10 protein-coding genes are annotated in these 11,985 nt (G+C 65.0%); all 10 read right to left on the minus strand.

Annotation, left to right across the window (positions count from 1 at the left end):
- Nucleotides 1–2: 2 nt before the first annotated feature.
- Nucleotides 3–1,250 carry a tryptophan synthase subunit beta gene (trpB, locus tag MRBLMU1_RS20810; protein WP_363505079.1) on the minus strand — a complete coding sequence of 416 codons (1,248 nt, stop codon included), beginning with the start codon at nucleotides 1,248–1,250 and terminating at the stop codon, nucleotides 3–5.
- Nucleotides 1,234–1,926: a phosphoribosylanthranilate isomerase gene (locus MRBLMU1_RS20815; protein ID WP_363505082.1), complete on the minus strand. Its 693-nt coding sequence runs from the start codon at nucleotides 1,924–1,926 to the stop codon at nucleotides 1,234–1,236. The genes trpB and MRBLMU1_RS20815 overlap by 17 nt, the downstream gene beginning before the upstream one ends.
- Before the next feature lie 14 nt (nucleotides 1,927–1,940).
- Complete coding sequence (gene truA, locus MRBLMU1_RS20820) at nucleotides 1,941–2,744, minus strand: tRNA pseudouridine(38-40) synthase TruA (RefSeq protein ID WP_315219280.1); 804 nt, start codon at nucleotides 2,742–2,744, stop codon at nucleotides 1,941–1,943.
- 198 nt (nucleotides 2,745–2,942) lie between these two features.
- Nucleotides 2,943–5,747, minus strand: coding sequence for a FimV/HubP family polar landmark protein (locus MRBLMU1_RS20825; RefSeq protein WP_363505086.1), 2,805 nt, complete (start codon nucleotides 5,745–5,747; stop codon nucleotides 2,943–2,945).
- A gap of 211 nt (nucleotides 5,748–5,958) precedes the next feature.
- Nucleotides 5,959–7,086: an aspartate-semialdehyde dehydrogenase gene (gene asd, locus MRBLMU1_RS20830; RefSeq protein WP_363505089.1), complete on the minus strand. Its 1,128-nt coding sequence runs from the start codon at nucleotides 7,084–7,086 to the stop codon at nucleotides 5,959–5,961.
- Nucleotides 7,087–7,105: 19 nt separating this feature from the next.
- Nucleotides 7,106–8,176, minus strand: a complete 1,071-nt coding sequence (leuB, locus tag MRBLMU1_RS20835; RefSeq protein WP_363505092.1) for a 3-isopropylmalate dehydrogenase — start codon at nucleotides 8,174–8,176, stop codon at nucleotides 7,106–7,108.
- A 14-nt stretch (nucleotides 8,177–8,190) separates the two neighbouring features.
- Nucleotides 8,191–8,838, minus strand: coding sequence for a 3-isopropylmalate dehydratase small subunit (gene leuD / locus MRBLMU1_RS20840; protein ID WP_363505095.1), 648 nt, complete (start codon nucleotides 8,836–8,838; stop codon nucleotides 8,191–8,193).
- 52 nt (nucleotides 8,839–8,890) lie between these two features.
- On the minus strand, nucleotides 8,891–9,016 hold the full coding sequence (locus MRBLMU1_RS20845; RefSeq protein ID WP_008450980.1) for an entericidin A/B family lipoprotein: 126 nt from the start codon (nucleotides 9,014–9,016) through the stop codon (nucleotides 8,891–8,893).
- Between the two features lie 32 nt (nucleotides 9,017–9,048).
- Nucleotides 9,049–10,452 (minus strand): 3-isopropylmalate dehydratase large subunit, encoded by a 1,404-nt coding sequence (gene leuC, locus MRBLMU1_RS20850; protein ID WP_363505099.1) that lies wholly within the window; start codon nucleotides 10,450–10,452, stop codon nucleotides 9,049–9,051.
- A 225-nt stretch (nucleotides 10,453–10,677) separates the two neighbouring features.
- The coding region (locus MRBLMU1_RS20855) for a chemotaxis protein CheA (RefSeq protein WP_363505102.1) at nucleotides 10,678–11,985 on the minus strand (1,308 nt) is incomplete at its 5' end.

Here is an 11,985-nt window from a genome sequence, read left to right on the forward strand (position 1 = left end):
GATTAGTTGAAGTTCAAACCCATCCGCTCCGCCACGGTATGCATGTCCTTGTCGCCACGGCCGGACAGGTTGGCCAGGATGATCCGGTCCTTCGGCAAGGTCGCCGCCAGCTTCACCGCGTACGCCAGCGCGTGCGACGATTCCAGCGCCGGGATGATGCCCTCGATGTGACAACAATCGTGGAAGGCCTTGAGCGCCTCCTCGTCGGTGATCGAGACGTACTCGGCGCGGCCGATGTCCTTCAGGTAGGCGTGCTCCGGGCCCACGCCTGGATAATCCAGGCCGGCCGAGACCGAATGCGTCTCGATGATCTGGCCGTTCTCGTCCTGCAGCAGGTAGGTGCGGTTGCCATGCAACACGCCCGGATAGCCCTTGGTCAGCGAGGCCGCGTGCTTGACGCCGTCCAGCCCCTCGCCGGCCGCCTCGACGCCGATCAGGCGCACCTGTTTCTGGTCGATGTACGGGTAGAAAATCCCCATCGCGTTCGAGCCGCCGCCAATGCAGGCCAGCACGTAGTCCGGCTGGCGGCCGGTCATCTCCGGCATCTGCACCAGGCACTCCTCGCCGATCACCGACTGGAAGTCGCGCACCAGCATCGGGTAAGGATGCGGGCCGGCCACGGTGCCGATGATGTAGAAGGTGTTCTCGATGTTGGTGACCCAGTCGCGCATCGCCTCGTTGAGCGCGTCCTTGAGCGTCTTGGAGCCGGACTCGACAGGCACGACGGTCGCGCCCAGCAGCTTCATGCGGTAGACGTTCTGCGCCTGGCGCTTGACGTCCTCGCTGCCCATGTAGACCACGCATTCGAGGCCGAACCGGGCGCAGATGGTGGCAGTGGCGACGCCGTGCTGGCCGGCGCCGGTCTCGGCGATGACGCGCGGCTTGCCCATGCGCTTGGCCAGCAGGGCCTGGCCGATGACGTTGTTGATCTTGTGGGCGCCGGTGTGGTTCAGGTCTTCGCGCTTGAAGTAGATCTGCGCGCCGCCGGCCTGCTCGGACCAACGCTTGGCGTGGTAGATCGGCGATGGACGGCCGACGAAATGCTTCAGCTCATAGCGGAATTCCTCGAGGAATTCGGGGTCCTTGCTGTAGCGCTCGTAAGCCTCGTTCAGCTCGGCCAGCGCGTAGGTCAGCGTTTCGGCGACGAACGAGCCGCCGTACGGGCCGAAGTGGCCGCTGGCGTTGGGCAGGTCGTAATCCTTGGCGTGGAACAGGGGCGCGGCGGCGCCGATCTCAGGTAGTGCTTTCATGGTGGGTTTCGCTTTCAATCATGTCATCTCCGGCCCGCACCGCCGCGACGAAGGCGGCGATCTTGCGGGCGTCCTTGATCCCCTTGGACGCTTCGACACCACTGCTGATGTCGACGGCGTAGGGGCGTACACCGGCCACCGCGTCAGTCGCGTTGTGTACGCTCAAGCCACCACTTAAAACGACCCGAGGCGCGAGATCTTTTGGAATGAGAGACCAATCAAAACCCTTTCCTGCGCCACCGTAGGCATCCACATATGTATCCAGCAACAAACTGGTGAACAGGGGACTGGCGGCGCGGCATAGTTGTTCGTATTCTAGCAAATCGGACGGCGAGGTGTCGGGTTTGACGCGAAACACGCGCATGAACTGTCGTCCGCAGGCGGCGGCGATGGCGGCCGACTCTTCTATCGTCTCGTCGCCGTGCAGCTGGATCAGCGCGATCGGCGCCACCTTGACGGTGGCGGCCACCTCCTCCGGCGTGGCGTTGACGAACAAGCCGGTGCAGGTGATGAACGGCGGCACGGCGGCGATCAGCGCGGCCGCTTGCTCCGGGGTGACGTAGCGCGGGCTTTTCGGATAGAACACGAAACCGATCGCATCGGCGCCCGCGGCCACGACGGCCTGGACGTCTTCCACGCGGGTCAGGCCGCAGATCTTGATACGGGTGCGTGGCATGCGATGTTTCCTCTTTAGAACCAAGGTAAGGCGCTGGTCGTCTCCAGCGGCAATTCCCATTTGGGGTCGTAGTCGATCTTCGCCAGGTACAGGCCGTCCGGCATGAAAGTGGGCGCGGCGGCGTGGCGGTCTTTGGTTTCCAGTAGTTGGCCCAGCCACTCCGGCTTTTCGCGCCCGGTGCCGATGTAGACCAGCGAACCGACCAGATTGCGCACCATGTGGTGCAGGAAGGCGTTGGCGGTGATGGTGAACACCACCAGCTCGCCGACGCGCTTGATCTGGATGTCGTGCATCAGCTTGACCGGCGACTTGGCTTGGCATTGCGCGGCGCGGAAGGCGGTGAAGTCGTGCCAGCCGAGCAGCGGCTGGACGGCTTGCCGCATCAATTCGACGTCGAGCGGGCGGAAGCAGAAGCCGGCGCGTCCCTCCAGCAACGGCGAGCGGGTCGGGTTGTTGTACAGCACGTAGTGGTAGGTGCGGGCGCGGGCGCTGAAGCGGGCGTGGAAGAAGTCGTCGACGGTGGGGTCGCCCGGCAGCTCCTTGGCCCAGCGCACGGCGATCGACGGCGGCAGGAAGGCGTTGACGCCGCGCACCCAGGAATGGGCGTCGCGGGTCAGGTCGGTGTCGAAGTGGACCACTTGTTCGAGCGCGTGCACGCCGGTGTCGGTGCGGCCGGCGCAGGTGGTGGCCAGGCGCACCGTGGCGAATTTTTCCAGCGCCTGTTCCAGCTTGTCCTGGACCGTGTGGCCGTCTTCCTGTTTCTGGTAGCCGTGCCAGGCGGTGCCGTCGTACTGGACGCCGATTGCTATCCGTTTCAATTGCTGCCCGAGGTGATGTTTGAGGCTGGCATTATATCGTAGGGACGGTCGCGGGATTCGGCGGGGCCATGATCACGTAGGGCGGATTAGGCGGAACGCCGTAATCGGCCAATGCATGAGCCGTCGAGACGCACGCATGGCCGATTACGCTGCGCTAATCCGCCCTACGTGTTTCCGCGTTACTCGACGGTCCGTGGCCTACCCCAGCTGCGCTTTCATGGCGTTGGCCTTGGCGATCTGGTCGTCGCTGCCGCCGCGCAGCACTTCGTCCAGCAGCTCGCGCGCGCCTTCCTTGTCGCCGATCTCCTGGTAGGCGATGGCCAGATCGAGCTTGGTGTCCATCTCCATGTGGTGCGCCGACATGGCATCGTCGCGCGCCGGGGTCGCCGCCGGCTCCGCTGGCTCCGCCTTCGCGCCCGCCGCCGCGCCGGTGAATTCATTGTCCAGGTCGAGGTTGATGTCCGACAGGTCGAACTCGGGCGCGGGCGCCGGGGCGGCCGTGATCGATTCGGCGTCTTCCGGCAACTCGAGCGGTTCGTCGAAGTCCATGGCCTTCGGCTCGGCCTTGGGCGGCTCGGTCAAGGCCGGCACTTCCGGAATGTCGAAGCCCATGATGTCCATGTCCAGCGGATCGGTGCTGGCCGCCGGTACGCGCTCCGCCGGCTCGGCCGCCTTGGCCGTGTCTTCCGGCAGATCCAGGCTGAAGTCCATGCTCGGGTCGTCGGCCGGCGCGGCCGCCGGGGCCGATGCGGCAGGCGCATCGAAGGCCAGATCGAACGGATCGTCGGCCGGCTCCTCGCGCGCCGGCGCCGGCATCTCGATCGGCGCCTTGGCGCTGGCGACCGGCTCGAAGTTCATGTCGCCCAGGTCGAAGTCCATCAGGTTGTCCGATTGCGCGGCCACCGATGCCGGCGACACCGACGCGTCGGCCGGTTGCGGCAGCGCCGTTTCCATGTCGCCCAGATCGCTGCCGAAGTCCATCGTGTTGTCGCGCGCGGCGGGCGCCGCATCCAGGCCCAGGTCCAGATCGAGGCCGCCGGCGCCAGGCGCGGCCGGCCGCTCGGCGCCGAAATCGTCACCGGTGCCAAAGTCGTTGCCGAAGTCGGTGGCCGAATAGTCCGAGGCGGCGGCAGCGGCGGCCACTGCGCCGGCCGCGACCGGCACGGCGGCGGCCGACATGGCCGCGCCGCCGGCGCCGTCGGGCGCGGCCGAATACAGCGGATTGGTCGGGTCGATGGACTGGCCCATGGCGGACGCTTGCGCCCATTCATCGCCCTGGCCGCGCGTCATCGAATACAACTCGGAGGCCTGGCTTTCGAAGGCGCGCGCATCCTTGCGGGTGGCGTAGATTTCCAGCAGTTTGAGGCGCACGGGATGGCGCTCGGGATGCGTGCGCAGCGCTTCCTTGAGGATGTCCTCGGCCTGCGCGTCGCGGCCGTAGGCGATGTAGACGTCGGCCTCGGCCACCGGATCGACCTCGTTGGTGTCGAGCTGGCTGGCCGATGGCGCGAAGTTGGAGTTGAATACGCTGTTGTTGGTGTCGACGTTCTGGGCGCCAGCCTCGGTGATGAACGGCTGTATCGGGGTGGTCGGATCGGGCGGCATGACGATCTCGCCCGGCACCACGACGAATTTCTTGCTCTTGCGGCGGCGCGCGAGGATGATGCCGTAGACCAGTGCCAGCAACGCGGCGACGCCCAGGCCGACCAGCTGGATGTTCTCCATCATCACTTCGTACCAGCTCGGTTCGACCGGCTTCCTCGGCGGCACGGCCAAGGTGCGCTTCGGCTTGGGCGGGGTTTGCTCGGCGACCGGGGCCGGCGCCGGCGCGGCGGCCGGCGGAGTGGCCGGGGCTGCAGCCACGGGCGGCTTTTCGGCGATCGTCTTGTTCTTTACCGCCATCAGCTTTTCAAGGTCATTGACGTTCTTTTCCAGTTCCTTGACGCGGGCGGCCGCTTCGTCCACCTGCTTTTGCTTGGCGATGTTCTCTTCGGCCGCCACGCCCGTCTTGCCCGCGACCGGCGCGGCGGCGGTCGATTTGGACAAGGTCAGCTTGTCCTTGGCCTCGTTGACGGCGTTCGGTTTTTCCTCGACCTTGGCGGTGATCTTGCCCTTGACGTTTTGCGTCGTCTCCGCTTCCTTGGCCGGCGTGCTGTTGGCGACCTGGCCGGCCAGCTTGGCGCGGTAGGCGTTGAAATCGACCGCGTGCGCGACCACCACGCCGCGCGCCTCGCCTTCGGGCACGATGGAGCGGACGGCGTCCGAATCCGGCACCTTCAGGATCTGGCCCGACTTCAGGCGGTTCATGTTATTGCCGGAAAACGCCTCCGGGTTGGCGCGGTACAGCGCCACCAGCATCATGTCCAGCGAGATGTCGCCCGGCTTGACCTGGCTGGCGATGCGGCTGAGCGTATCGCCTTTTTTGACGGTGTACTGCTCGGTCGGCTTTTTGGCCGGCTGCGGCCTGGCCGGCGCCGGGCTCGCGGGTGCCGGATTTGCGCTCGCGCTTGCGGCCGGAGCGTTGGCCTGGCGGCTCAGATCGACCGGCGCGGCCACTTGCGGCGAATTGGCCGAGCGCATGTCGGGCGGGTCGAGCAGGAAGGTGTATTCGCGCACCATGCGGCCGCCGTTCCACTTCAGTTCCAGCAGCATGTCGACGAAGGGTTCGTTGACCGGCTGGGTGGACGAGACGCGGATCAGTTGACGGCCGTTGCGTTGTTCCACTTCGAAGCGCAGCGACGTCAGCGCCGGATTGAAATCGATGTTGGCGGTACGGAAGGCGTCGGCGGAGGCCAACTGGGCAACCAGGCCGCTGGCCTCCTCGGGGGTGACGGCGGTCAGTTCGATCTCCGCCCGCAACGGCTGGCCCAGCGAGGACAGGACGGTCAGCTTGCCGAGTCCGGCGGCGTTCGCGGCGGCGGACAACAACACCGCACCGGCGACCGCGCTGGTGAGTGTTTTCAACGCGAACGAAACGATGCTGGTGCGATTGGTGAAGGGCATAGTGGGCGGCAGTAGGTTATCAGAGGGAAAATGTTACTTTCCCGGATATATCAACATATCACCATGCACATGAGCATGCAAGCTTTGCACGCCGTTTCTCAAGTGATACATGAGGAGTTGTCAGCTCTGTGCCTAATTTAAACCAAAAAAGGGGTTTTCCCTATGAGAGCACATAGAGAAAACCCCTTCTGCTACCACGATGGCGTGGCGCTTATTTATCCAGCACGATGCGCAGCATGCGGCGCAGCGGTTCGGCCGCGCCCCACAGCAACTGGTCGCCGACGGTGAAGGCCGACAGATAATCGTCGCCCATGCTCATCTTGCGCAGGCGGCCGACCGGGATCGTCAGGCTGCCGGTGGCGGCCGCCGGCGACAGGTCCTTGACCGACGCTTCACGCGTGTTCGGCACCACTTTGACCCACTGGTTGTTGGCGGCGATGATGTCGTGGATCTCGTCGATCGGCACGTCCTTCTTCAGCTTGATGGTCAACGCCTGCGAATGGCTGCGCATGGCGCCGATGCGCACGCACAGGCCGTCCACCGGGATCGCCTTCGAGCCGAAGTCCGCGCCCAGGCCGAGGATCTTGTTGGTCTCGGCGCCGCCCTTCCACTCTTCCTTCGACTGGCCGTTGCCCAGGTCCTTGTCGATCCAAGGGATCAGGTTGCCGGCCAGCGGCGCGCCGAACTGCCTGGTCTCCTCGGGGGAGAGTCCATGTTGCGTCGCCAGCACCTGGCGGTCGATTTCCAGGATCGCCGAAGCCGGATCGTCCAACAGGGCCTTGACCGACGCGTTGATCGTGCCGAACTGGGTCAGCAGCTCGCGCATGTGCTGCGCGCCGCCGCCCGATGCCGCCTGGTAGGTCATCGACGTCATCCACTCGACCAGGTTGTGCTGGAACAGTCCGCCCAGGCCCATCAGCATGCACGACACGGTGCAGTTGCCGCCGATGTAGTTCTTCACGCCCTTGCCCAGCGCGTCCTTGATGACGTGCAGGTTGACCGGGTCCAGCACGATGACGGCGTCCTTCTCCATGCGCAGGGTCGACGCGGCGTCGATCCAGTAGCCGTTCCAGCCGGCCGCGCGCAGTTTCGGGAACACCTCGGTGGTGTAGTCGCCGCCCTGGCACGAGATGATGATCTCGCACTTTTTCAGTTCGTCGATGTCGGTCGCGCTTTTCAGTTTGGTTTCATTCTTCGCCATCTTCGGGGCGTCGCCGCCCGGGTTCGACGTCGTGAAGAACACCGGTTCGATGTGGGCGAAATCGCCCTCTTCCTGCATGCGCTGCATCAGGACCGAACCGACCATGCCGCGCCAACCTACCAAGCCTACGAGTTTCATTTTTTATCCTTTGAATAGTTTAAGCCAGGGCCTTGACGACCGCGTTGCCCATCTCCTCGGTGCCCACCTTGATGGTGCCCGGTTCGAAGATGTCGGCGGTGCGCAGGCCCTGCGCCAGCACGGACTTGACGGCGGTCTCGATGCGGTCGGCCTGCTCGTTCTTGTTGAAGGTGTAGCGCAGCATCATCGCGGCCGACAGGATCGTCGCCAGCGGATTGGCGATGCCCTTGCCGGCGATGTCAGGCGCCGAACCGTGCGACGGCTCGTACAGTCCCTTGTTGTTGGCGTCCAGCGAGGCCGACGGCAGCATGCCGATCGAACCGGTCAGCATCGCCGCGCAATCGCTCAGGATGTCGCCGAACATGTTGCCGGTGACGATGACGTCGAACTTCTTCGGCGCGCGCACCAGTTGCATGGCGGCGTTGTCGACGTACATGTGGTCGAGCGCGACGTCCGGATATTCCTTGTGGACGTCGGTGACGATGTCCTTCCAGAACTGGAACGTTTCCAGCACGTTGGCCTTGTCGACGCTGGTCAGGCGCTTGCCGCGCTTTTGCGCGGCCTGGAACGCCACGTGGGCGATGCGGCGGATCTCGCCTTCGGCGTAGCGCATCGTGTCGTAGCCTTCGCGCTGGCCCTTGAACGGGCCGTCCGGGCACTCGCGCACGCCGCGCGGCTGGCCGAAGTAGATGTCGCCGGTCAGTTCGCGCACGATCAGGATGTCCAGGCCGGAGACGACTTCAGGCTTCAAGGTCGAGGCGCCGGCCAGTTCCGGGTACAGGATGGCCGGACGCAGGTTGCCGAACAGACCCAGGTTCTTGCGCAGGCCGAGGATGGCCTGTTCGGGACGCAGCGCGCGTTCCAGCGTGTCGTACTGGTAATCGCCGACGGCGCCGAACAGCACCGCGTCGGCCGACTTGGCCAGCGCCAGCGTGCCTTCCGGCAGCGGGTGGCCGTGGGCCGCGTAGCCGGCGCCGCCGACGGGGGCGGTCTCCAGCTCGAACGATTCGCCCAGCACATTGAGGACCTTGACGGCTTGGGCGACGATTTCCGGGCCGATACCGTCGCCCGGGAGGATTGCGATTTTCATGTGAGTTTTCGAGATTAGATGACGTTAGCCAACCAGGGTTGGTTTGCCAGATGGCGCTCTTCGAATTCGCGGATGGTGTCGGCGTGGCGCAGGGTCAGGCCGATATCGTCGAGTCCGTTCATCAGGCAGTATTTGCGGAAGGCGTCGATCTCGAAGGGATAGGAGACGCTGCCATTGCTGGTGGAAATGCGCTGCTGCTCAAGGTCGACCACCAGACGGTAACCGGGGAAGGCCTTGACTTCGTTGAACAGATGATCGATCTGCGCTTCAGGAATCACGATGGGCAGCAAGCCGCTCTTGTAGCAGTTGTTGAAGAAGATGTCGGCGAACGACGGCGCGATGATGGCGCGGAAGCCGTACTGGTCGAGCGCCCACGGCGCGTGCTCGCGCGAGGAGCCGCAGCCGAAGTTTTTACGGGTCAGCAGGATCGAGGCGCCCTGGTAGCGCGGCTCGTTGAGCACGAAGTCCGGGTTGAGCGGGCGTTTGCTGTTGTCCATGCCGGGTTCGCCGTGGTCGAGATAGCGCCACTCGTCGAACAGGTTGGGGCCGAAGCCGGTGCGATGGATGGACTTCAGGAATTGCTTCGGAATGATGGCGTCGGTGTCGACGTTGGCGCGGTCGAGCGGGGCCACCAGGCCTTCGTATATCGTAAATTTATCCATGATCTCGTTCGGGTTGTGCGACGGCGGACCGTCGCGGCCCGCCGTACTGCGGTTATTTTTTGGTCGAAGCGCCTTCCAGCGACTCACCGACTTTTTTCACGTCCTTGCCGAAGCCGTTGACTGTATTGCAGCCGGTCAGGATCAGCGCGATGATGGACAGGGCGAATAGTTTTTTCATGTTGGTGTACTCGTGGTATCAATCAAAAAAATTCAGCGCAGCGTGCGCACGTCGACGAAGTGGCCGGCGATACCGGCGGCGGCGGCCATCGCGGGCGACACCAGATGGGTGCGTCCGCCCTGTCCTTGGCGTCCTTCGAAATTACGGTTGGAGGTCGAGGCGCAGCGCTCGCCCGGTTCCAGGCGGTCGGCGTTCATCGCCAGGCACATCGAGCAGCCCGGCTCGCGCCATTCGAAACCGGCGTCCTTGAAGATGCGGTCCAGGCCTTCGCGCTCGGCCTGGTCCTTGACCAGCCCGGAACCCGGCACCACCATCGCCAGTTTGACGTTGGAGGCGCGCTGCTTGCCGCGCACCACGGCGGCCGCCGCGCGCAAGTCCTCGATGCGCGAGTTGGTGCACGAGCCGATGAAGACCTTGTCGATGCGGATGTCCTCGATCGCCGTGTTCGGCTTGAGGTTCATGTAGACCAGCGCCTTTTCCATCGCGTCGCGCTTGACGCTGTCCTTTTCCAGGTCCGGGTCCGGCACGCGGCCGTCGATCGACGTCACCATCTCCGGCGACGTGCCCCAGGTCACCTGCGGCTTGACGTCGGCGGCGTCGAGCGTGACGACCAGGTCGAAGCGGGCGCCGGCGTCCGAGTGCAGGGTGCGCCAGTAGGCGACCGCGCGGTCCCAGTGCGGGCCGACGGGCGAGAACGGACGGCCCTTGACGTAGTTGATCGTGGTGTCGTCGACGCCGATGATGCCGGCGCGCGCGCCGGCCTCGATCGCCATGTTACAGACGGTCATGCGGCCTTCCATCGACAGCGCGCGGATGGTCGAACCGCCGAACTCGATACAGTAGCCGGTGCCGCCGGCGGTGCCGATCTTGCCGATGATGGCCAGCACGATGTCCTTGGCGGTGACGCCGGCCGGCAGCGGGCCGTCGACCTGCACCAGCATCGATTTGGATTTCTTTTGCAGCAGGGTTTGCGTGGCCAGCACGTGCTCGACCTCGGAGGTGCCGATGCCGTGCGCCAGCGCGCCGAAGGCGCCGTGGGTCGACGTGTGCGAGTCGCCGCAGACGACCGTCATGCCCGGCAAGGTGGCGCCCTGCTCCGGCCCGATCACGTGGACGATGCCCTGGCGCTTGTCGTTCATGTTGAAATAGGTCAGGCCGTAGGACTTGGCGTTCTTGTCCAGGGTCTCGACCTGCAGGCGCGAGACCGGGTCGGCGATGCCGTCGGCGCGCGAGGTGGTCGGCACGTTGTGGTCGGCCACGGCCAGGTTGGCCGACAGGCGCCACGGCTGGCGGTTGGCGGCGCGCAGGCCGTCGAAGGCCTGCGGGCTGGTCACTTCGTGCACCAGGTGGCGGTCGATGTAGAGGATGGTGGTGCCGTCTTCCTCGGCCTTGACCACGTGCGATTCCCAGAGTTTGTCGTAAAGCGTCTTCATCATGATGTGTGCTTACTGCTGCTGCCTGTGTGAGTGATCCACTTCGATTATGCCATATTGTGCAATGCGATAGCGACCGCCGCTGTCGGGCCTCGTGAGCCGATGCGGTTCCGCCTACCGATACACTTTTTATGACTCCTTTAAAAATTCGGTATTGAAAATAAAAAAGCAAACGAAAAAAAAGCCTGCGTGGACGCAGGCTTTTGTGTTGTTGGCTTAATCTTTCGACTAGGCCGCCATGCGTACACTTCCCCTGCATCCGTCCATCAGGAACGATAGGCCCACCACTAGCACCAGTTCGCCCTCGGCCGAGCGCGCGGTGCCGGTGATGCCCTCGACGGTAATCGCGGTCATCGGCTTGATGACCAGGTCGGCGGTGCCGTCGACCGCTTCCACCGCCAGAATATACGGCTGTGGCGCGGCGACAACAATACCGACCTTCTCGCGGCAGCTCTCGTAGCCGAGCGAATCGGCCAGCGAGCGCACCGGCAGCGGACGGCCCTGGTCCTTGAGGACCGGGGCGCCGCCCACTTCCATGAACACGTCCGGCAACTCGACCACGCGCTGCACCACGGCCATCGGCAGCGCCAGCGCGGCGCCCGAGGTCGACACCAGCATGGTCGGCACGATCGACAGCTCGATCGGCAGACGGATGGCGAACTTGGTGCCCTTGCCCAGCGCCGATTCGATGTGGATGGCGCCGCGGTTCTTCTCCACGGCGGTCTTCACCACGTCCATGCCGACGCCGCGGCCGGACACGCTCGACGCCACTTCCTTGGTCGAGAAGCCCGGCAGGAACACCAGCTGGAAGCACTCGTCGTTGGTCAAATTGGCCGACTCGCTGATCAACCCCTTCTGCTGGGCCTTGGTGCGCAACACCACCGGGTCCATGCCCTTGCCGTCGTCCTGCAGCACGATCATCACGCTGTTGGCTTCCTGCCATGCCTTGAGCGAGATGAACGACTTGGCCGGCTTGCCCGCCGCCAGGCGGTCTTCCGGCGACTCGACGCCATGGTCCAGCGAGTTGCGCAGCATGTGCACCAGCGGATCGTACAGGCTGTCGACGACCACGCGGTCGACCTCGGTCTCGGCGCCCTCGATGGTCAGCTCGACGTCCTTGCCCAGGTCCTTGGCCAGCTCGCGCACCAGGCGCGGGAATTTCTGGAACAGGCGCCCGACCGGTTGCATGCGCGTCGCCAGGGTGGCGCGCTGCAGTTCGGTCGAATACCGCGACGCCCGCTCCAGCGTTTCCGCCAAGGTGGCCATCAGGGTCTGGGCCTGGCCCTCGAATTTGAATTGCAGCAGGCGCTCGAGCAGCACGGCGGCCTGGTTGGCGGCCTGCACCGATTCGCCCGCCACTTCCAGCAAGGCATCCAGTTTAACAGCATCGACGCGGATCGACTCTTCTTTGGCCGGGGCCGCATGCGGACGCTCTTCGCGTTTCTCGGGCGCGTCGCGCTTGGCCGGGGCGGCCACGGCCGTGCCGGCGGCGGGCGCGGCGGCTGCGGCGGCCGGTGCCGCGACAGCGGCCGGCAC

Source organism: Burkholderia sp. LMU1-1-1.1 (assembly GCF_040675865.1).
In the GTDB taxonomy this organism is placed as follows: Bacteria; Pseudomonadota; Gammaproteobacteria; order Burkholderiales; family Burkholderiaceae_D; genus Rugamonas.

Excerpts from the sequence above, each read along its gene's own strand:
- MRBLMU1_RS20845 (WP_008450980.1), bottom strand. The coding sequence starts at position 9,016 with ATGAAAAAACTATTCGCCCTGTCCATCATCGCGCTGATCCTGACCGGC.
- leuB (WP_363505092.1), bottom strand. The coding sequence starts at position 8,176 with ATGAAAATCGCAATCCTCCCGGGCGACGGTATCGGCCCGGAAATCGTC.
- asd (WP_363505089.1), bottom strand. The coding sequence starts at position 7,086 with ATGAAACTCGTAGGCTTGGTAGGTTGGCGCGGCATGGTCGGTTCGGTC.
- leuD (WP_363505095.1), bottom strand. The coding sequence starts at position 8,838 with ATGGATAAATTTACGATATACGAAGGCCTGGTGGCCCCGCTCGACCGC.
- MRBLMU1_RS20825 (WP_363505086.1), bottom strand. The coding sequence starts at position 5,747 with ATGCCCTTCACCAATCGCACCAGCATCGTTTCGTTCGCGTTGAAAACA.
- trpB (WP_363505079.1), bottom strand. The coding sequence starts at position 1,250 with ATGAAAGCACTACCTGAGATCGGCGCCGCCGCGCCCCTGTTCCACGCC.
- leuC (WP_363505099.1), bottom strand. The coding sequence starts at position 10,452 with ATGATGAAGACGCTTTACGACAAACTCTGGGAATCGCACGTGGTCAAG.
- MRBLMU1_RS20815 (WP_363505082.1), bottom strand. The coding sequence starts at position 1,926 with ATGCCACGCACCCGTATCAAGATCTGCGGCCTGACCCGCGTGGAAGAC.